The organism is Streptomyces sp. NPDC005263, from assembly GCF_042872365.1.
GTDB lineage: Bacteria > Actinomycetota > Actinomycetes > Streptomycetales > Streptomycetaceae > Streptomyces.
The window spans coordinates 1377105-1398082 of sequence record NZ_JBIAKJ010000002.1; the positions used below are offsets into that span (position 1 = coordinate 1377105).

Here is a 20978-nt window from a genome sequence, read left to right on the forward strand (position 1 = left end):
CCGCCCCGCCCCGACGGACCGGAGGAACCGTGCCCCGCACCCTGGCCAACGCCCCGATCATGATCCTCAACGGCCCCAACCTGAACCTGCTCGGTCAGCGCCAGCCGGAGATCTACGGCTCCGACACGCTCGCCGACGTCGAGGCCCGGTGCGCCGAGGCGGCGGCCGTGCACGGCGGCACGGTGGACTTCCGGCAGTCCAACCATGAGGGGGAGTTGGTCGACTGGATCCACGAGGCACGGCTCAACCACTGCGGGATCGTGATCAACCCGGCGGCCTACTCGCACACATCGGTCGCGATTCTGGACGCCCTCAACACCTGTGACGGACTACCGGTGTTGGAGGTCCACATCTCCAACATCCATCAGCGTGAGTCGTTCCGGCACCACTCGTACGTCTCGCTGCGTGCCGACGGTGTCATCGCCGGATGCGGGGTGCAGGGGTACGTGTTCGGCGTCGAGCGGGTCGCGGCGCTGGTGAGGGCGGGTCAGACCGACGCGTAGACGCCTACGTACGCAGCGGGCCCCTCACAGCCTGCCCGCTTCGACGATCCGCCGCAGGAAGCGCTGGGTACGCTCCTGCTGCGGATCGCTGAAAATCTGCTCGGCGCTGCCTCGTTCCAGCACCACCCCCGAGTCCAGAAAGCAGACCTGGTCGGCGACGTCGCGGGCGAAGCCCATCTCATGGGTGGCGAGCACCATGGTCATGCCGTCGTCCTTCAGGTCACGGACGACGGCCAGGACCTCGCCCACCAGCTCCGGGTCGAGCGCGGCGGTGATCTCGTCGAGCAGCAGCAGCCGGGGACGTACGGCCAGGGCACGCACGATCGCCGCCCGCTGCTGCTGACCCCCGCTCAACCGGTCCGGATACTCACCGGCCTTGCCGCCCAGCCCGAGCCGATCCAGCAGCTCACGCGCGCGGGCCTCGGCCTCGGTGCGGGACACACCGTGCACGCGGCGCGGCGCCAGCGTGATGTTCTCCAGGACCGTCATGTGCGGGAAGAGGTTGTACGCCTGGAAGACCACGCCGATACGGCGGCGCACCGCGTCCTGGTCGGCACGCGGGTCGGTGATCTCCTCCTCGTCCAGAAAGATCGCGCCGTCGTCGATCTCCTCCAGAAGGTTCGCGCACCGCAGCAGCGTGGACTTGCCGGAGCCGGAGGCGCCGATCAGCGCGGTCACCGTGTGCGCGGCCACCTCCAGGTCGACGTCCCGCAGCACGACCGTGTCGCCGAAGGTCTTGCGGACGGACTGCATGCGCAGCACGGGTGTGTCGCTCACAGCGTTCCTCCCTGGGCCCGGCGACGGTCCATCCGCGCCGTCACCCAGTCCGTGAACCGGGTCATCGGGATCGTCAGCGCCACGAAGACCAGGCCCGCGACGATGTACGGCGTGTAGTTGAGGCTGCGGCCCACGATGATGTCCGCGGCCCGAACGGCGTCGACCGCGCCGCCGATCGACACCAGCCCGGTGTCCTTCTGGAGGGACACCAGGTCGTTCAGCAGGGGCGGCACCTGACGGCGCACCGCCTGCGGCAGCACGACGTAGCGCAGTGCCTGCCGGTTGGACAGGCCGAGCGAGCGGGCCGCCGCGCGCTGCGAGGGGTGGACGGACTCGATGCCGGCGCGGAACACCTCGGCCACGTACGCCGAGTACGTCAGCGTGAGGGCGGTGCCGCCCAGCAGTACCGGATCGACGGTCACGCCCTGCAGACGCAGCGCGGGGACGCCGAGGACCACGATCATCAGGTTGATGATGAGCGGCAGACCGCGGAAGAAGTCGGTGTAGGCGGCGGCCAGCACCCGCAGCGGGAAGAACACCGGGCCGCGCAGGGTGCGGGCGATGGCGATGAGCATCCCGAGGACCAGTACCGCGACGCCACAGATCAGCAGCAGCCGGACGTTGAGCCACAGCCCGTCGAGGATCTTGGGCAGCGCCTCGCGCGCGTACCGTCCGTCGAAGAACGTCTCCTTGGTGCGCGACCAGCCGGGCGCGTTGACGACGACCAGATAGAGGACGGCACCGGTCGCCAGGGTCGAGAGCGCGGCGACGGCCGTGGCGCGGCGGGACCGGGCGCGCTTGTAGGCCTCGCGTTCGATCCGCCGCTGCGACGGGGCGTACCCGTCGCCGCCGGTCGCGCCGTCCCTGCCGTCCGCGCCCTCCTGGCCGGACTCCTCCTTCGTGACCGTCACTTGAGCACCGGGGCGTCGACGGCGTCGGACAGCCACCGCTGTTCCAGCTTCGCCAGCGTGCCGTTCTCGCGCAGGGTGTCCACGGCGTCCGTCACGCACGAGGTGAGCGCGCTGCCCTTGTCGAGCACGAGCCCGAACTGCTCCGGCGTGCCGCCCTGGTTCTCGAACTGGCCCACGATCTTCGCGTCCGTCACCTCCGCGGCGGTGATGTAGAACGCGGTGGGCAGGTCGGTGACGATGGCGTCGACCTGGCCGTTCTTCAGTGCGGACTTGGCCTGGTCGTTCTTGGCGTACACCGCCGCGTCCTGGTTCGGCTTCACCACGTCGTCGATGTAGTCGAGGCTGGTGGTGCCGACCTGGGCGCCCAGCTTGAGGCCCTTCAGGTCCGCGATGCTCGTCGCCTTCGCGGCCTTGGTGCCCTTGAGCGCGATGACGGCCTGGCGGACGTCGTAGTAGCCGGACGAGAAGTCGACGGCCTTCTTGCGCTCGTCGCTGATCGACACCTGGTTGATGTCGAAGTCGAACGTCTTCTCACCGGGCGCGAAGGCCTTGTTGAAGGGGACGCTCTGCCAGACCACGGCATCCTTGTCGTAGCCCAGCTGTTTCGCCACGGCGAACGCGACCGCCGACTCGAAGCCCTCGCCGCCGGCCGGCTTGTCGTCCTTGAACCAGGGCTCGTACGCGGGCTCGTCGGTGGCGACGGTCAGCTTGCCGGACGTCTTGGTGGCCAGTCGGCCCTTGGCGCAGGTGGCCCCGTTCGCCCCGGAAGGCGCGTCGGTGGCCTTCTCCTCGGGCTGCGGAGCACAGCCGACGGCGGTGGCGAGCAGGGCTGTGGTCGCGGCGGCGACGGCGCGGCGCAGCGCGCGCGAGGCAAGGTGCATGGCCGGAGATTGGCAGTCGACCATCCCGTTTGTCGAGGTCACGGCAGGAAATGCCCGCATAGTGGGAACGGGTGTTGCATTCATGTGAACGCGTTGCTGAAACAAGCGCCGGGGCCGCCGGTCGAGGGCGGGGATCGAAAGACCGGCGGCCCGTACCGCGCGGGAGCCGTCCCCCTGCGCGGGGCTGCTTCCAGTTGACTGCGCAACCAAGTGCGCCGGGAGCGCGCGCGTGGCACCGGCGCGTGTGAACGTTTCACACGGGGCGCGTGCGCGGGGTGCCTTGCCGTCCCGTCCGGCGCTCGTGCGACGGGTTCACCACCCCGTACGCGGCACCTTCACAAGACGCCACCTTCACATGGAGCACTTCATACGCAGCACATTGCCCAGCACCTTCATGCTCACCACCCGCGCGCGTGCCACTCCGGCAGATGCGGCCGCTCGGCACCCAGGGAGGTGTCGTTGCCGTGTCCCGGATAGACCCAGGTCTCGTCCGGGAGGGCGTCGAAGATCTTCGTCTCGACGTCATGGATCAGACTGGCGAACGCCTTCGGATCCTTACGGGTGTTGCCCACACCGCCGGGGAAGAGACAGTCCCCGGTGAACACATGGGGATGCCCGTGCGGGTCGTCGTACACCAGGGCGATCGACCCGGGTGTGTGGCCGACCAGGTGGCGCGCGGTGAGCTCCACGCGCCCCACGCGGACGATGTCGCCGTCGTCGACGAGGACGTCGGTCGGCACCGGGATGCCGTCGGCGTCCTCGCGGCCGGCGAAGGTACGCGCGCGCGTGGCCGCGACGACGTCGGCGAGCGCCTGCCAGTGGTCGCCGTGCTGGTGCGTGGTGACCACGGACGCGATGCCGTCGTCTCCGATCATGCCGAGCAGCGTGTCCGCGTCGTTGGCCGCGTCGATCAGCAGTTGCTCGTCGGTGGTTCGGCAGCGCAGCAGATAGGCGTTGTTGTTCATCGGACCCACCGCGATCTTGGTGATCATCAGGTCCTTGAGTTCGTGTACGTCCGCCGGGCCGCCGACCGTCACCTGTCCGCTGTACGTCATGGCGGTCAGCCTATAGCGGTGCGGCGGCGGCCCGGAGCCCGCTCGAGTGCTACAGCGGGGGGAGCGCCGGAAGCGAGCCGCCTGCCACGGTCAGTCCGTGGCCGCCGCGCCGCCCGCAGAGCCAGCCGAGCAGGTCGGGCGCGGGCCCCGTGACGGTGATCTCGGGCGAGGTGGTGTCCCGGCGGCCGGTGCTCCACGCGCGCGTGCCGTCCGTCAGGTGGGTCGGCGGCACCTCGGGATGCCCCGCGAACCGCTCCGCGAGGAAGCCCGTCTCCCGCTCCACGAACTCCTCGGGGAGGTCCTCCAGCTCGTACCCGACGCCGAGGTCCACATGGTGCAGCTCCACCTCGATCCAGCGCCGGAACGGCACCCGGGAGGCCGAGTCGGTGACCCCGTTGCGGAGCTCGACCGTGCGCGACCAGTCCGCGGGAGCGGCCCCCGTCTCCTGGAAGCGGGCGGCGCTGTCCCGCAGGTCGGTGAGGTGCACGTCGAGCGGACGTGCGGCGTCCCGCTCGATGTCGGCGTCCCTGGCGTCCGCGGACGCGTACATCGGGCGCCCCTCCAGGACGTTCACGAGAGCGTCCGCGTTGCGGGCGAGGTGGGCCAGGACGTGGCCGCGGCTCCAGCCGGGCAGCCGTGACGGCTCGGACACCAGCGCGTTGTCCAGTTCGGCGACTGCGGTGAGCAGCCGATGCGTCGCGTCACGTACAGACGCCAGGTCATGAGCGTGATCAATCATGGCCCTGACAGTAGCTCCGCCACCCCTTTGGGTGAAGGTGGTGAACGAGAGCCGGAAATCGAATGTGCGTGCTATAGGGTCGGGTGCGGCGTCGGGCATGCTGGATGTCCGGGGATTGTTATGCAACCAGGAATCCGACCGGCGTTGTCAGTGGCTCCCCCTAGTCTGAGAAAGCACGGGGGCCCCGCCCCTGTCACTTCTCTCAAGAAAGGTGCGGACCGGCGTGGCCGACCGTCTCATCGTCCGTGGCGCGCGCGAGCACAACCTGAAGAACGTCTCGCTCGACCTGCCTCGCGACTCGCTCATCGTCTTCACGGGCCTGTCCGGGTCGGGCAAGTCCTCCCTGGCCTTCGACACCATCTTCGCCGAGGGCCAGCGGCGCTACGTGGAGTCGCTCTCCTCGTACGCCCGGCAGTTCCTCGGCCAGATGGACAAGCCCGACGTCGACTTCATCGAGGGCCTGTCGCCCGCGGTTTCCATTGACCAGAAGTCGACCTCGCGCAACCCGCGCTCGACGGTCGGCACCATCACCGAGGTCTACGACTACCTGCGGCTGCTCTTCGCCCGTATCGGCAAGCCGCACTGTCCCGAGTGCGGCCGCCCGATCTCGCGCCAGTCGCCGCAGGCCATCGTCGACCGGGTCCTGGAGCTGCCGGAGGGGAGCCGCTTCCAGGTGCTGTCCCCGCTGGTGCGGGAGCGCAAGGGTGAGTTCGTCGATCTCTTCGCGGACCTCCAGACCAAGGGGTACAGCCGCGCGCGGGTGGACGGCGAGACCGTCCAGCTCTCCAACCCGCCCACCCTGAAGAAGCAGGAGAAGCACACCATCGAGGTGGTCATCGACCGCCTCACGGTGAAGGACTCCGCCAAGCGCCGCCTCACCGACTCCGTGGAGACGGCTCTCGGTCTGTCCGGCGGCATGGTCGTGCTCGACTTCGTCGACCTTCCGGAGGACGACCCCGAGCGCGAGCGCATGTTCTCGGAGCACCTCTACTGCGCGTACGACGACCTGTCCTTCGAGGAGCTGGAGCCCCGTTCCTTCTCCTTCAACTCGCCCTTCGGTGCCTGCCCCGACTGCACCGGCATCGGCACCCGCATGGAGGTCGACCCCGAGCTGATCGTCCCGGACGAGGACAAGTCGCTCGACGAGGGCGCCATCCACCCCTGGTCGCACGGCCACACCAAGGACTACTTCGGCCGGCTGATCGGCGCTCTCGCGGACGCGCTGGGCTTCCGCACGGACATCCCCTTCGCGGGCCTGCCGCAGCGCGCCAAGAAGGCCCTGCTGCACGGTCACAAGACCCAGATCGAGGTCCGCTACCGCAACCGCTACGGGCGCGAGCGGGTCTACACCACGCCCTTCGAAGGTGCCGTCCCCTTCGTCAAGCGCCGGCACAGCGAGGCCGAGAGCGACGCGAGCCGTGAGCGCTTCGAGGGCTACATGCGCGAGGTGCCCTGCCCGACCTGTGAGGGCACGCGCCTCAAGCCGATCGTCCTCGCCGTCACGGTCATGGAGAAGTCGATCGCGGAGGTCTCCGCGATGTCCATCAGCGACTGCGCGGACTTCCTGGGCGAGCTGAAACTGAACGCCCGCGACAAGAAGATCGCCGAGCGCGTCCTGAAGGAGGTCAACGAGCGACTGAGGTTCCTGGTCGACGTCGGCCTGGACTACCTCTCGCTCAACCGCGCGGCCGGCACCCTCTCCGGCGGCGAGGCCCAGCGCATCCGCCTGGCCACCCAGATCGGCTCCGGCCTGGTCGGCGTCCTGTACGTCCTCGACGAGCCGTCCATCGGTCTGCACCAGCGCGACAACCACCGGCTCATCGAGACCCTGGTCCGGCTGCGCGACATGGGCAACACGCTCATCGTCGTCGAGCACGACGAGGACACCATCAAGGTCGCGGACTGGGTCGTCGACATCGGCCCCGGCGCCGGCGAGCACGGCGGCAAGGTCGTGCACAGCGGCTCCCTGAAGGGGCTGCTGGACAACGCGGAGTCGCAGACCGGGCAGTACCTGTCCGGCAAGAAGTCCATCCCGCTGCCCGACATCCGGCGCCCCCTCGACCCGTCCCGGCAGCTCACCGTGCACGGGGCCCGGGAGAACAACCTCCAGGACATCGACGTGTCCTTCCCGCTGGGCGTCTTCACCGCGGTCACGGGCGTGTCGGGCTCCGGCAAGTCGACGCTGGTCAACGACATCCTGTACACCCACCTGGCCCGCGAACTCAACGGAGCCAGGAGCGTCCCGGGGCGGCACACACGGGTGGACGGCGACGACCTCGTCGACAAGGTCGTCCACGTCGACCAGTCGCCCATCGGCCGCACCCCTCGGTCCAACCCGGCGACGTACACCGGTGTCTTCGACCACGTCCGCAAGCTGTTCGCCGAGACGACCGAGGCGAAGGTCCGCGGTTACATGCCCGGCCGCTTCTCCTTCAACGTCAAGGGCGGCCGCTGCGAGAACTGCGCGGGCGACGGCACCATCAAGATCGAGATGAACTTCCTCCCGGACGTGTACGTCCCGTGCGAGGTCTGCCACGGTGCCCGGTACAACCGGGAGACCCTGGAGGTCCACTACAAGGGCAAGTCCATCGCCGAAGTCCTGAACATGCCCATCGAGGAGGCGACGGCGTTCTTCGAGGCGGTGCCCTCGATCGCCCGCCACCTCAACACGCTCAAGGACGTCGGTCTCGGCTACGTCCGTCTCGGCCAGGCGGCGACCACCCTGTCCGGTGGTGAGGCGCAGCGCGTCAAGCTCGCCAGCGAGCTGCAGAAGCGCTCCACCGGCCGCACGGTCTACGTCCTGGACGAGCCGACCACGGGTCTGCACTTCGAGGACATCAGCAAGCTGCTGACGGTTCTGTCCGGCCTGGTCGACAAGGGCAACACGGTCATCGTCATCGAGCACAACCTCGATGTGATCAAGACCGCCGACTGGGTCGTCGACATGGGCCCCGAGGGCGGCGCCGGCGGCGGTCTGGTCGTCGCCGAGGGCACGCCGGAGCAGGTCGCCGGAATCCCGGCCAGCCACACGGGCAAGTTCCTGCGGGAGATCCTCGGCGCCGACCGGATCAGCGACGGGGCATCGGTGCCGGCTCCGCGCCGTACGGCGGCCAAGAAGACGGTCGCGGCCAGGTCGACGGCGAAGAAGACAGCGACGGCCAAGACGGGAACCGCCAACAACACGGCCACGAAGAAGGCAGCCGCGGCCACGAAGAAGGCAACACCGGCGGCGAAGACGACCCGGGCCCGCAAGGCCTGAGCCGAGGTATACGCGGCCTGGGCCGGGGCATGCACCGCCTGCGCCTGGGCCCGGGCCCGCACGGCCTGGGCTCGGGGCCGCAGGCTCTTGGCGCCCGCCCGGCCCGCAAGGCGTGAGCCGGACGAACGGGCGACGCGGACCGGGCGAGCTGACGGGGCGACCCGGACCGCGCGACGTCGGACCGCGCGCCCCGGGCCTTCACGGGCTTGGGACACGCGGTCGAGACCAGAGCGCACGGACCGTCCGGCCACGCTGGACGGTCCGGCTGTCGCTGCGCCGGACGCCCCTGTCAGCCGTCCAGCTCGTGGGCGTACGGCGGCTCCGCACCCGCGCGGGAGCAGGTGATCGATGCCGCGCGGGCCGCGAACCGCAGGAGCCGCGTCCAGCCGTCGGCGCCGAGGCCGGTCAAAGCCTCCGAAGAGAGCGCGTCCCGTGCGGAAAGACCGTGCAGCAGAGCCGCGTTGACGGTGTCGCCCGCGCCGATCGTGTCCACGACGTCGACCTTCTCGCCCGGCACGGAGTGCACCGAACCGTCCCGGGTGAAGACGGTCAGCCCGTCCCCGCCCTGGGTGATCACGACGGCCGAGGGCCCGGCGGCCAGCCACTCCTGAGGAGTGCCGCCCAGCCACAGCGCGTCCTCCTCGGAGAGCTTGAGCAGCGACACCGACGGCAGCCAGCTTTTGAACCGAGCCCGATACGCGTCCGCGTCGGGGATCAGCCCGGCCCGGATGTTCGGGTCCAGCGCGGTGAACACGCCCTGCGCGGCCGCGGTCCGCAGCAGCTCCTCGTAGGCGCTCGCCCCGGGCTCCAGGACCAGCGAGCAGGTACCGAACGACACCGCCCGCGTCCGCTCGGGCAGTTCCGCGGGAGCCGTGAACAGCCGGTCGGCGGTGCCGTCGACGTAGAAGGAGTAAGCGGCCGAACCGTGCGCGTCGATCGTGGCGACGGCGAGGGTGGTCGGCTCGGCGCCGCGTTGCACCGCGGAAACGTCCACCCCTTCACGCCGCAGCCGGTCCACCAGGGCCTCACCGAAGGCGTCGCGCGAGACGCGGGAGCAGAAGGCGGTGCGGGAGCCGAGGCGGCCCAGGGCCACGGCCGTGTTGTAGGGGCCCCCGCCGAGCGCCGGCTGAAGGCCCGCGAGGGCACCCGTGCCTTGCGGTACCAGGTCGATCAGGGCCTCACCGGCGACGACGATCACGGAACGAATCCTTTCTCGGGCTGCGCGGACCGCTCCGGCTCGCCGGGGCAGCCGCACGAGGTGCGGTGCACGAAGGTGCAGGTCAGCCGAACGGTCCGGGCGGGCCGGTCCGGTTCGGCGAGGCGTTCGAGGAGCAACCGGACCGCTTGGGCGCCGATCTCCTTGCCGGGTTGGGCGACCGCGGTGAGCCGGGGAGTGAAGAGATCGGCCCAGTCGAAGTCGTCGAAGCAGCACAGCGCCATGTCCTCGGGTACGGACAGGCCCCGTTCGCCCAGGGCCCGCAGGGCACCCAGCGTCATCACGTTGTTGGCGGTGACGAGTGCGGTGGGCGGCACGGCGAGGGACAGCAGCGTCTCGGTGGCCCGTTGGCCTCCGGCCGACTCGGAGTCGCCGTGCACCACCAGACGTTCGTCGTAGTCGAACCCGGCGGCGGCGAGCCCCGACCGGTATCCGTGGATCCGCTCACGGGTCGTGCTCAGTCCGGGCCGTCCCGCGACCAGGGCGATCCGCCGATGACCGAGCCCGGCCAGGTGGGCGACCAGATCGGCGGTCGGTGCGGCGCTGTCGGCGCAGACCTGGTCGAAGCGCGGGGTGCCGTCCCCGGGGGAGTCGACGACTCGGTCCAGGAACACGGTCGGTACGTCGCGACGATCCAGGTAGGAGACGAGTTCCCGGGGATCCGCGGAGGGCGCGACGATCATGCCGTCCACCCGCCGCTCATGCAGGAGCTGGACGACCTTGCGCTCGTGTACGGGATCGTCGTGCGGATCGGCGAGAAACAGGCTGTAACCGTGCTCCAGGGCACCGGCCTCGACGCCCTGGAGGATGTCCGCGAAGTACGGATTGCTGATCGCGGACACCGCGAGCCCGATGGACCGGGTACGGGAGGTCACCAGGGAGCGGGCGAGCGTGTTGGGCGTGTAGCCGAGCTCGTCGATGGCGTCCAGCACGGCCTGGCGGGTACCGGGCAGCACCGGCCGGGTCTCGTTGAGCACATGCGAGACGGTCGCCACGGACACGCCGGCGCTGCGTGCGACGTCGGCCATGGTCGGCATGGGCGCCCCTCCCTTCTGTCGGATCGCGCGGGCCTGCGGGCCTGCGGGCGTGCAGGCCTAAGGGCTTCCGGTCCGGAACGTATCCCATTCCCCGGCTGACGTAAACGCTTGCGCAAGCGTTTACGCCGGATCCTTCCGCGGGAGGGAGACGCTCACTCCCAGTCCCAGGCGATCCCCACGATCCCCGACCGCACCCGCGGCTCGACCAGGTGTACCGAACGGTGCCGCCCGGTGAGGGCGAGTTCCTGGCGGCCGCTGCGGGGCGCCGCCGCCGAGTGCTGGGTGAACCGGTGGCAGCGCACCGGCAGGGCGTTCTCGTCGAAGCGCACCTGGAGCGCGTACTGGCCGCCCGCGGTCCCGAACCCGCGGACGTACTCGCGCGACACGCCCGCCGTGCCGTCCTCGACGCCGTAGCGGAAGAGGTACGTGTCGCCGGCCCGCAGCCGGGTGTCGAAGAGCAGCTCCGCCACCAGCACACCGGTGTCGTGGTGTGAACGGACGCGTCCGGTACGGCAGTTCTCCAGGGCCCGGACGGTCGTCTGCTCCGGCGCGCACCCCGGGTCGCCCTGGTGGACGGCCATGAAACGGTCGACGCCGTCCCGGTGGGCGCGCACGATGTGGTGGGACTCGCGCCCGGCCAGCTCGCGGCGCGCACCGATCCGTACCCGTTCGTGGTGTCCGAGCGTGTGCAGTCCGCCGTCGAGCGGCGAGCCCAGTTCGGCCAGCAACCGTTCCAGCACGTCCGACGCCGCCACCAGGGCTCGGTAGGAGCGGGCCGCGGGCCGCTGCGCCCCCGAGTCCTCCTCGGCGCGGGCGAGCAGCCGGATCAGCGACTCCTCCGGCAACTGGAGGATCTCCTCCAGCGCGCGTACCGCCCGCAGCGACTCCGGGCGCTGTGGGCGCCGGGCGCCCTGCTGCCAGTAACTCAGGCTGGTGACACCGACCTTGACCCCGTGACGTGACAGATGGTGCTGCACGCGCTGCAGCGGCAGCCCGCGGGCGGCGATCGCGGCGCGCAGCGCTACGTGGAAGGGGCCGCCGCGCAGGGCCGAGTCCAGTTCCGCGGTGGCGATGGTGACGACGTCCCCGTGCTGTGTGGCGTGCGGCATGCAGGGGCCTTTCTGTGAGGGGTGCAACGGCTGGTCAGACCGTTCGTGGGAGGTGCCGGGGCCACCGCGCCGGCGTCGGGGTCTGCACATCCGTACGCCGTCGTTCAGGGCCCCGACTTCCCCCGCATTGAAGCGTGTTGACCTGGTCCCGACAACACCTGATGTCCAACAGCGGGGAACTCCTGGCCGAGTTCGCGCTCACATGTCGAGGGCCGGCGCTTCCCTGATCGCCCGCGCGGCCGGCGCCGAGGTGTGCGGTACCCCGCGCGCTCGGCTGTCGGCGACGAGGTGCCGGCGCGTCATCGGCAGGGGCGGGGCGGGCCGGGCGGGCCGGGGCGTCGGCGGCAGACCCGACGTCAGCAGCTCCGTCGGGCATCGGGCAGGGGCGCGACGCTGACCGGAGGGCCGCCGGTGCGCCGGGTCCGGAGCGGACATACGACCGCCCGGGGCGTACGCGGGGGAGCGTCCAGGAGGGGGAGCCTGGGCTCGGTGACGTGGCGTACGCTCCGGGCGGCCGGGGGTCGGACGGAGGGGTATCCGTCCGGCTCTGGGGCGGGGCCCCGCCTCACGGGCGGAGTCCACTGCCCTTTACGGGCGGGGCGCACCGCCTTGATCCCGCGACGCGCGCTTGGCGCGCACGATGTCGGGGTCGCGCGGGTCGAGCAGATCGCGCAGCGAGCCCCTGCCGTCCGTGGCCCGGTCGTCCGTGGTCCGGTCGTCCGTGGTGCGGCCGGTACGAGCCGGTCGCCTTCGCTTCTCGATCCGTGTCCGCCGCATGTCCCGAGCCCTTCGACCGGTGACCGCCGCCCCGTCCGGAGCGGCCGGACCCTTTGTATCCGCCCGGACTCGACCCTCCCTCGCGCCCGGTCTCGAGTCCTCAGGTGCGAGCCCCGCTGCCGGTGGGCCACCGAGGGCACCGCGGAGAAGGACGGCCACCGCATCCTGGCTGATCCGGCCCTCGTCGTCCCGGTGGGACGGGCCCGGCGTTGTCCACAGGACCGCCGCGCTGTCGGTCCTCGCCAGTAGGGTGTGAGACATGGCCGACCCCTCCAGCTACCGCCCCAAGCCGGGACAGATCCCGGACTCTCCCGGGGTGTACAGGTTCCGTGACGAGCACCGCCGGGTGATCTACGTCGGAAAGGCGAAAAGCCTGCGCCAGCGCCTGGCGAACTACTTCCAGGACCTGGCGGGCCTGCACCCCCGCACCCGCACCATGGTCACCACGGCCGCGTCCGTGGAGTGGACGGTGGTGTCCACGGAAGTCGAGGCGCTGCAGCTGGAGTACTCCTGGATCAAGGAGTACGACCCCCGGTTCAACGTCAAGTACCGCGACGACAAGAGCTACCCGTACCTCGCGGTGACGATGAACGAGGAGTTCCCGCGGGTGCAGGTGATGCGGGGTCACAAGAAGAAGGGCGTGCGCTACTTCGGGCCGTACGGACACGCCTGGGCGATCCGCGACACGGTCGACCTCCTGCTGCGGGTCTTCCCCGTCCGCACCTGCTCGGCCGGCGTCTTCAAGAACGCCGCCCGCACCGGCCGCCCCTGCCTGCTCGGCTACATCGGAAAGTGCTCCGCGCCCTGTGTGGAACGCGTCTCCGCCGAGGAACACCGGGAACTCGCCGAGGAGTTCTGCGACTTCATGGCCGGCCGCACGGGCACGTACCTGCGCCGCCTGGAGAAGCAGATGACGGAGGCGGCCGAGGACCTGGAGTACGAGCGGGCGGGCCGTCTGCGCGACGACATCGAGGCCCTGAAGAAGGCCATGGAGAAGAGCGCGGTCGTGCTCGCCGACGCGACCGACGCGGACCTGATCGCGGTCGCCGAGGACGAGCTGGAAGCGGCCGTGCAGATCTTCCACGTACGCGGCGGACGGGTGCGCGGTCAGCGCGGCTGGGTCACCGACAAGGTCGAGGAGGTCACCACCGGGGCCCTCGTCGAACACGCTCTCCAGCAGCTGTACGGCGAGGAGAAGGGCGACGCGGTCCCCAAGGAGGTCCTCGTCCCGGCCCTGCCCGACCCGGTGGAGCCCGTCCAGGAATGGCTCACCGAGCGCCGCGGCTCCGGTGTGTCCCTGCGCATCCCGCAGCGCGGTGACAAGAAGGCCCTGATGGAGACCGTGCAGCGCAACGCCCTCCAGGCACTCGGCCTGCACAAGACCAAGCGCGCCTCCGACCTGACCACGCGCTCGCGTGCCCTCGAGGAGATCGCCGAGGCCCTCGACCTGGACAGCGCCCCGCTGAGGATCGAGTGCTACGACATCTCGCACCTTCAGGGCGACGACGTGGTGGCCTCCATGGTCGTCTTCGAGGACGGCCTCCAGCGCAAGAGCGAGTACCGCCGTTTCCAGATCAAGGGCTTCGAGGGCCAGGACGACGTCCGCTCCATGCACGAGGTGATCACCCGCCGCTTCCGGCGCTACCTCGCCGAGAAGGAGCGGACGGGGGAGTGGGCCGACGACGAGAACCCGGACGCCGACGGCCCGGGCAACGGCCTCACCGAGGAGGACGGCCGCCCCAAGCGCTTCGCCTACCCGCCCCAGCTGGTCGTCGTCGACGGCGGACAGCCCCAGGTCGCAGCCGCCAAGAGGGCTCTCGACGAACTCGGCATCGACGACATCGCGGTCTGCGGCCTCGCCAAGCGCCTGGAGGAGGTCTGGGTGCCCGACGAGGGCGACCCGGTGGTGCTGCCCCGCACCAGCGAGGGCCTCTATCTGCTGCAACGGGTCCGCGACGAGGCCCACCGCTTCGCGATCACCTATCAGCGCACCAAGCGCGCCAAGCGCTTCAGGTCGAGCCCCCTGGACGACGTACCGGGCCTCGGCGAGACTCGCAAGCAGGCACTGATCAAGCATTTCGGCTCGGTGAAGAGGTTGCGGTCCGCGACCATCGACCAGATCTGCGAGGTACCCGGCATAGGCCGAAAAACGGCCGAGAGCATCGCCGCGGCCTTCGTCCGGGCGGCCCCGGCCGCACCCGCCGTCAACACGGCGACCGGCGAGATCATGGAAGACGACGAGGACGGGGCACCCGAGACGGCGGCGGATGCCCCTGGGGAGCCCGTGCCCGCGGGCGCCCCGGACGAACGACGGGGGCAGGAGACATGACGGAGCACGAAGAGCAGGCCACAGCACGACGAGATCACACGCACAGGGAGACGGGCGAGGATCCCGCACAGCGGGACACCACGCAGGACGCCCCGCAGAACGTTCAGCAGGAAGTTCAGCAGGACGCGCAGGACGAAGAGCGCCACGAAGACGGAGCACACGTGAGTACGGCCATCGAAACACCCGGGGTCCCCGATGCGGCCAACCCCGAGCTGGTGATCATCTCCGGCATGTCCGGGGCCGGCCGCTCGACCGCGGCCAAGTGTCTGGAGGACCTCGGCTGGTTCGTCGTCGACAACCTGCCGCCCGCGCTGATCCCCACCATGGTGGAGCTCGGCGCCCGCTCGCAGGGCAACGTGGCGCGGATCGCGGTCGTCGTCGACGTCCGCGGACGGCGCTTCTTCGACAACCTCCGCGAGTCCCTCGCCGACCTGGACGGCAGGCAGGTCACCCGGCGGATCGTCTTCCTGGAGTCCTCCGACGACGCCCTGGTACGCCGCTTCGAGTCGGTGCGCCGTCCGCACCCCCTCCAGGGCGACGGCCGGATCGTCGACGGCATCGCCGCCGAGCGCGAGCTGCTGCGCGAGCTGCGCGGCGACGCCGACCTGGTGATCGACACCTCCAGCCTCAACGTGCACGAACTGCGCGCCAAGATGGACGCCCAGTTCGCCGGGGAGGAGGAGCCCGAGCTGCGGGCCACCGTCATGTCCTTCGGCTTCAAGTACGGCCTCCCGGTCGACGCCGACCTGGTCGCGGACATGCGCTTCCTGCCCAACCCGCACTGGGTCCCGGAGCTGCGCCCCTTCACCGGCCTCAACGAGGAGGTCTCCGCGTACGTCTTCAACCAGCCCGGCGCGAAGGAGTTCCTCGACCGGTACGCCGAGCTTCTGAGGCTCATCGCGGCCGGTTACCGCCGCGAGGGCAAGCGGTACGTGACGATCGCCATCGGCTGCACGGGCGGCAAGCACCGCTCGGTCGCCACGTCGGAGAAGCTCGCCGCGCGGCTCGTGGCCGAGGGTGTGGAGACGGTGGTCGTGCACCGGGACATGGGACGGGAATGACGGAACGTAGTCCGCGGCTGAGCCGACTGCGCCGAGCCGTCCCCGAGGGGCGCGCGAGCAAGCCCGTCGAGGCCCGGGGCGCCAAGCCGCGCCGCCGCGGCGCTCAGCCCAAGGTGGTCGCCCTGGGCGGCGGCATGGGCCTGTCCGCCTCGCTCGCCGCACTGCGCCGGATCACCGGCGACCTCACCGCCGTGGTCACCGTGGCCGACGACGGCGGCTCCAGCGGGCGCCTGCGCGACGAGCTGGGCGTGCTCCCGCCCGGCGACCTGCGCAAGGCGCTGGCCGCGCTGTGCGGCGACGACGACTGGGGCCAGACCTGGGCCCGCGTCATCCAGCACCGCTTCCAGTCCCAGGGCGACCTGCACGAACACGCGGTCGGCAACCTGCTGATCGTCGCCCTGTGGGAGCAGCTCGGCGACCATGTCCAGGCACTCGACCTGGTCGGCAAGCTGCTGGGCGCACACGGGCGCGTGCTGCCCATGTCCGCCGTGCCCCTGGAGCTCCAGGCCCTGGTCAAGGGGCACGACCCGGACCGGCCCGAGGACATCGACACCGTGCGGGGGCAGGCGACCGTCGCCCTCACGCCCGGCGAGGTGCAGTCCGTGCATCTGGTGCCGAACGACCCGCCCGCGGTGCCGGAGGCGGTGGCCGCCGTCCTCGACGCGGACTGGGTGGTGCTCGGCCCGGGCTCCTGGTTCTCCTCGGTCATCCCGCACCTGCTCGTGCCCGAGCTCCTCGACGCGCTCACGCAGACGAAGGCGCGCCGGGTGCTCTCCCTGAACCTCGCCCCGCAACCGGGAGAAACCGACGGCTTCTCCCCGCAGCGTCATTTGGAGGTTTTGGGCCGACACGCCCCTAAACTCGCCCTGGACGTGGTGCTGGCCGACGAGGCCACCGTGCCCGACCGCGATGTGCTCACCGAGGCCGCCGAGCGGTTCGGTGCCGCGGTCGAGCTGGCCCCGGTGGCCCGGCCGGACGGAACTCCGAGGCACGACCCGGAGCTCCTGGCCGCCGCGTACGACCGTATTTTTCGGATGCATGGAAGGATCGGCCCATGGCGATGACGGCAGCGGTGAAGGATGAGATCTCCCGGCTCCCCGTCACCCGGACCTGCTGCAGGAAGGCGGAGGTCTCCGCCATTCTGCGGTTCGCCGGCGGCCTCCACCTGGTGAGCGGGCGCATCGTGATCGAGGCGGAGCTGGACACCGCGATGGCGGCCCGACGCCTCAAGCGGGACATCCTGGAGATCTTCGGCCACAGCTCCGAGCTGATCGTGATGGCGCCCGGCGGACTGCGCCGGGGCTCGCGTTACGTCGTTCGGGTTGTCGCCGGCGGTGATCAGCTGGCCCGGCAGACCGGCCTGGTCGACGGCCGGGGCCGTCCGATCCGGGGCCTGCCCCCGCAGGTGGTGTCCGGGGCCACCTGTGACGCGGAGGCGGCCTGGCGGGGTGCCTTCCTGGCGCACGGCTCGCTCACCGAGCCGGGCCGCTCCTCCTCCCTGGAGGTCACGTGCCCGGGACCGGAGGCCGCGCTCGCCCTGGTCGGCGCCGCCCGCCGGCTGTCGATCGCCGCCAAGGCCCGCGAGGTGCGCGGCGTGGACCGTGTGGTGGTCCGGGACGGCGACGCGATCGGCGCCCTGCTCACCCGCCTCGGTGCCCATGAGTCGGTGCTGGCCTGGGAGGAGCGCCGGATGCGCCGCGAGGTGCGCGCCACGGCGAACCGTCTCGCCAACTTCGACGACGCCAACCTGCGCCGCTCGGCCCGCGCGGCCGTCGCCGCCGGTGCCCGGGTGCAGCGCGCGCTGGAGATCCTCGCCGACGACGTGCCCGAGCACCTCGCGGCCGCCGGCCGGCTGCGCATGGACCACAAGCAGGCCTCGCTGGAGGAATTGGGCGCGCTGGCCGACCCGCCGCTGACCAAGGACGCCGTGGCCGGCCGTATCCGCCGCCTGCTGGCGATGGCCGACAAGCGGGCCTCGGACCTCGGCATCGCGGGCACGGAGGCCAACCTCAGCGAGGAGCTGGCCGACAACCTCGTAGGCTGACCCCGAGTCAACACGCCGGTGCCGGCGCCCACTTGGGTGATCGGCACCGGCGTTCGCGTGTCGTAGAGGCACCCTTGACTCGATCATGGACTGTCATGAGCCTGGCATCAGTTCGCTGCTGTGGCGAACCCACGCTAGGGGGGTTCATGAGACGAAGAGCGAGACCGATCCTCGCTGTTGGCGCGCTTCTGCTGGGCGGTGCGGGGATCGCACCCCTCGCGCAGGCCGCGGACAACCCCGGTTCTCCCGGTCCGGACGAGGTCAAGGTCTTCCAAGCCGAGATCACCCGGCAACAGGTGCCCCTGCTGCTGGCGGCCGGTCAGGACGGCCACGAACTCGGTGAGCAGGTGCCCGCGAAGGGCGAGGCCACCGTCGAGGTGTACCTCACCGACCAGCAGGCCGACAGGCTCGAGGACCAAGGGGTTGACCTCACCGAACACAGGCTGTCCGCCAAGGCCGAGAACCGTGTCGAGGCGGCCGCCGAGGGAGTGTTCCGCCCGTACAGCGGCAGCGGCGGCCTGAAGGAGGAGATCCTCAGGACCGGCCAGGAGAACCCGGGCCTCACCAAGGTCGTCTCCATCGGCAGGACGGTGGGCGGCCAGGACATCCTCGCCCTCAAGCTGACCAAGGGCGCCAAGAAGTCCGCGGACGGCTCCAAGCCCGCCGTCCTCTACATGTCCAACCAGCACGCGCGCGAGTGGATCACGCCGGAGATGACCCGCCGGCTGATGCACCATTACCTGGACAACTACAAGACGGACAAACGCATCAAGAAGCTCGTCGATTCGACCGAGCTGTGGTTCGTGCTGTCGGCCAACCCCGACGGCTACGACTACACCTTCAAGAACTCCGACAACCGCCTGTGGCGCAAGAACCTGCGCGACAACAACGGCGACGGCACCATCGGCACCAGCGACGGCGTCGACCTCAACCGCAACTTCGCCTACAAGTGGGGCTACGACGACGAGGGGTCCTCGCCCAATCCCACCAGCCAGACCTACCGCGGCGCGGGCCCGAACTCCGAGCCCGAGACCAAGGCCCTGGACGCCTTCGAGAAGCGCGTCGGGTTCGCGTACGGCGTCAACTACCACTCCGCCGCCGAACTCCTCCTCTACGGGGTCGGCTGGCAGGTGGCCACCGACACCCCGGACGACGTCGCCTACAAGGCGCTCGCCGGCACCCCCGACAAATCCGCGATCCCGGGCTACCACCCGCAGGTCTCCTCAGAGCTGTACACCACCAACGGCGAGGCGGACGGCCACGCGGCGAACGTCAACGGCATGGGCATGTTCACCCCCGAGATGTCCACCTGTGAGACCGCGTCGAACATCGACCCCGACGACGCCTGGAACGCGGCCGACTGCCAGTCGGTCTTCAACTTCCCCGACGACGAGAAGCTGATCCAGCAGGAGTTCGCCAAGAACATCCCGTTCGCGCTCTCCGTCGCCGAGTCCGCCGCCCGCCCCGACCAGCCGAAGTCCTCGGTCGGCCGCAGCGCCGCGGACTTCACCCCGGCGCCGTTCACGACGTCGTACTCGCGCGGCGCCGACCAGGAGGTCTCCGTCGTCGTCCGCAAGGCCGTGCGCGACAAGGAACTCAAGTACCGCGTCCACGGCCGTACCTACGACCAGACGCTGCGCCCCTGGAAGGGCGGCGAGAGGTACGGCGGCGAGGACAACCTCTACTTCGACGAGTACCGGGCCAAGGTCCAGGACGGCGAACCGGGCGACAAGGTCGAGGTGTGGTTCACCGGCGAGACGAAGAGCGGCAAGAAGGTCTCCAGCGATCACTTCACCTACACCATCGCCGAACGGCCCCGCGCGGACGTCCTCGTCGTCGCCGAGGAGGGAGCGGCCGCCACTCAGGCGCAGACCTACGTCGACGCGCTGAAGGGCGCCGGCCGCAAGGCGCTCGTCTGGGACGTCGCCCGTCAGGGCGCGCCCGACGCGCTCGGCGTGCTGAACCACTTCGACACCGTCGTCCACTACACGGGCGCGAACACCCCCGGCATCGCCACCCAGCTCGAACTGCGGGCCTTCCTCAACGAGGGCGGCAAACTGGTCGAGGCCGGCGAACAGGCCGGCGGCAGCGTCTCCCTCGCCGACGGCACCCCGTCGGACGACTTCAGCCAGTACTACCTGGGCGCCTACTCGCGTACGTCGACCCCCGGGGCCACCGGCTTCACCGGCTCCGGCAAGCTCAGCGGCTTCTCCGGGGCGCTCGGCCCGGCGGCCGGAAACCCGCTGGACCGGGCCGGCACCTACAGCGTGACGTCCGACGAACTGCCCGCCGACAGGTACCCGCAGTTCGCCTCCGCGGGCGCCGGCACGTTCGCCGGGACCATCAACCCCTACGGGCCCTACGCGGGCTCGTACATGGCGGCCGCCGTCCACACCGACGACTCCTACAAGCGGCTCACCCGCACCGTGGACCTCACGGGCGTGACCGCGGCCGACAAGCCCGCTCTGCGTTCCCAGCTGCTGTGGGACACCGAGCCCGGCTACGACAACGTGATCGTCGAGGCCCACACCACCGGGGCCGACGACTGGACCACGCTCCCCGAGACGGGCGGCGCCACCAGCCCCACCGTGCCGGAGGACTGCTCGGCGGCGTACTACGTGAACGAGCACCCGCAGCTGAAGCACTACCTGACGGTGGCGAACGGCGGCTGCAGCGCGACCGGCACCACCGGCGCGTGGAACGCCCTCACCGGCGCGTCCGACGGCTGGCAGCAGGTCACCTTCGACCTGAGCGCGTACGCCGGCAAGTCCGTCGAGATCTCGATCAGCTATGTCACCGACCCGGGCAGCGGCGGCCACGGCGTGCTCGCGGACAACGCCTCGCTGGTCGTCGGGGGCAGTGCCACGCAGACCGAGGGCTTCGAGACCTCCCTGGGCGCCTGGAGGGTCGCCGGACCGCCTCCGGGCAGCCCGGCCGTCCTCAAGGACTGGGCGCGCACCGGGGCTCTTTTCCAGACCTACGGAGCGATCACCACCAACGACACCGTGCTGCTCGGCTTCGGCCTGGAGCACGTCTCCTCGGCGGCCGATCGAAAGGCTCTGGTGAAGAAGGCGCTCGCGGCGCTCGAAGGATGACGTCCTGGTCAACCGACGGTGACATCGCGTAGCGAAATCGGGTGATCAGGCCTTCGGGCTGGGGCGGTCCGTACCCCTACTGGCGGGTACGGACCGCCTCGCCGTGTATGGGGCATCTCGATGTCACCACGGCTTGCTCAGGGAGGTAGGGTCGTACACGGTCGGGGACATCCCATACAGCTCGC

16 protein-coding genes are annotated in these 20978 nt (G+C 70.6%); 7 read left to right on the top strand and 9 right to left on the bottom strand.

Features of this window, described 5'->3' with window-relative positions; all coding sequences use genetic code 11:
• Window positions 1-29 precede the first annotated feature (29 nt).
• Window positions 30-503 (top strand): type II 3-dehydroquinate dehydratase, encoded by a 474-nt coding sequence (gene aroQ / locus ACFYRY_RS13430; RefSeq protein ID WP_389143580.1) that lies wholly within the window; start codon window positions 30-32, stop codon window positions 501-503.
• Between the two features lie 24 nt (window positions 504-527).
• Here the strand turns inward: aroQ and ACFYRY_RS13435 are convergent, their stop codons facing one another.
• From ACFYRY_RS13435 to ACFYRY_RS13455, 5 genes are all read right to left on the bottom strand, one after another.
• The gene (locus tag ACFYRY_RS13435; protein ID WP_389143784.1) at window positions 528-1256 is read right to left on the bottom strand and encodes an amino acid ABC transporter ATP-binding protein; all 729 of its coding nucleotides are present in this window, start codon (window positions 1254-1256) and stop codon (window positions 528-530) included.
• Window positions 1257-1276: 20 nt separating this feature from the next.
• Window positions 1277-2191 carry an amino acid ABC transporter permease gene (locus ACFYRY_RS13440; protein ID WP_389143584.1) on the bottom strand — a complete coding sequence of 305 codons (915 nt, stop codon included), beginning with the start codon at window positions 2189-2191 and terminating at the stop codon, window positions 1277-1279.
• Complete coding sequence (locus tag ACFYRY_RS13445) at window positions 2188-3072, bottom strand: ABC transporter substrate-binding protein (RefSeq protein ID WP_389143587.1); 885 nt, start codon at window positions 3070-3072, stop codon at window positions 2188-2190. The genes ACFYRY_RS13440 and ACFYRY_RS13445 overlap by 4 nt, the downstream gene beginning before the upstream one ends.
• A 398-nt stretch (window positions 3073-3470) precedes the next feature.
• A complete protein-coding gene (locus ACFYRY_RS13450; protein WP_389143590.1) occupies window positions 3471-4127 on the bottom strand; it encodes an MBL fold metallo-hydrolase in 657 nt (218 codons plus the stop codon).
• Between the two features lie 49 nt (window positions 4128-4176).
• Window positions 4177-4866: a maleylpyruvate isomerase family mycothiol-dependent enzyme gene (locus ACFYRY_RS13455; protein WP_389143593.1), complete on the bottom strand. Its 690-nt coding sequence runs from the start codon at window positions 4864-4866 to the stop codon at window positions 4177-4179.
• Between the two features lie 223 nt (window positions 4867-5089).
• On the opposite strand from ACFYRY_RS13455, the gene uvrA reads away from it, so the two are divergent.
• Complete coding sequence (gene uvrA / locus ACFYRY_RS13460; RefSeq protein WP_389143596.1) at window positions 5090-8125, top strand: excinuclease ABC subunit UvrA; 3036 nt, start codon at window positions 5090-5092, stop codon at window positions 8123-8125.
• Window positions 8126-8414: 289 nt separating this feature from the next.
• Here the strand turns inward: uvrA and ACFYRY_RS13465 are convergent, their stop codons facing one another.
• The 4 genes from ACFYRY_RS13465 to ACFYRY_RS13480 all read right to left on the bottom strand — a co-directional run bounded on the left by ACFYRY_RS13465 (window position 8415) and on the right by ACFYRY_RS13480 (window position 12264).
• Entirely contained in the window at window positions 8415-9323 is a 909-nt protein-coding gene (locus ACFYRY_RS13465) for a carbohydrate kinase (RefSeq protein ID WP_389143598.1), read from the bottom strand.
• A complete protein-coding gene (locus ACFYRY_RS13470) occupies window positions 9320-10378 on the bottom strand; it encodes a LacI family DNA-binding transcriptional regulator (protein WP_389143601.1) in 1059 nt (352 codons plus the stop codon). Before ACFYRY_RS13470 ends, ACFYRY_RS13465 begins: the two co-directional genes overlap by 4 nt.
• A 152-nt stretch (window positions 10379-10530) precedes the next feature.
• On the bottom strand, window positions 10531-11487 hold the full coding sequence (locus tag ACFYRY_RS13475; RefSeq protein ID WP_389143604.1) for a hypothetical protein: 957 nt from the start codon (window positions 11485-11487) through the stop codon (window positions 10531-10533).
• A 588-nt stretch (window positions 11488-12075) separates the two neighbouring features.
• Window positions 12076-12264, bottom strand: a complete 189-nt coding sequence (locus ACFYRY_RS13480; protein ID WP_389143606.1) for a hypothetical protein — start codon at window positions 12262-12264, stop codon at window positions 12076-12078.
• A 259-nt stretch (window positions 12265-12523) separates the two neighbouring features.
• Between ACFYRY_RS13480 and uvrC the strand changes: the two genes are divergently transcribed.
• The 5 genes from uvrC to ACFYRY_RS13505 all read left to right on the top strand — a co-directional run bounded on the left by uvrC (window position 12524) and on the right by ACFYRY_RS13505 (window position 20793).
• Window positions 12524-14593 carry an excinuclease ABC subunit UvrC gene (gene uvrC / locus ACFYRY_RS13485; protein WP_389143609.1) on the top strand — a complete coding sequence of 690 codons (2070 nt, stop codon included), beginning with the start codon at window positions 12524-12526 and terminating at the stop codon, window positions 14591-14593.
• Window positions 14590-15654 (top strand): RNase adapter RapZ, encoded by a 1065-nt coding sequence (rapZ, locus tag ACFYRY_RS13490; protein WP_389143611.1) that lies wholly within the window; start codon window positions 14590-14592, stop codon window positions 15652-15654. The genes uvrC and rapZ overlap by 4 nt, the downstream gene beginning before the upstream one ends.
• Window positions 15651-16718 (top strand): uridine diphosphate-N-acetylglucosamine-binding protein YvcK, encoded by a 1068-nt coding sequence (gene yvcK, locus ACFYRY_RS13495; protein ID WP_389143613.1) that lies wholly within the window; start codon window positions 15651-15653, stop codon window positions 16716-16718. Before rapZ ends, yvcK begins: the two co-directional genes overlap by 4 nt.
• Window positions 16709-17698: a DNA-binding protein WhiA gene (whiA, locus tag ACFYRY_RS13500; protein ID WP_356777479.1), complete on the top strand. Its 990-nt coding sequence runs from the start codon at window positions 16709-16711 to the stop codon at window positions 17696-17698. The genes yvcK and whiA overlap by 10 nt, the downstream gene beginning before the upstream one ends.
• 146 nt (window positions 17699-17844) lie before the next feature.
• A complete protein-coding gene (locus tag ACFYRY_RS13505) occupies window positions 17845-20793 on the top strand; it encodes a M14 family zinc carboxypeptidase (protein ID WP_389143616.1) in 2949 nt (982 codons plus the stop codon).
• Window positions 20794-20978 lie beyond the last annotated feature (185 nt).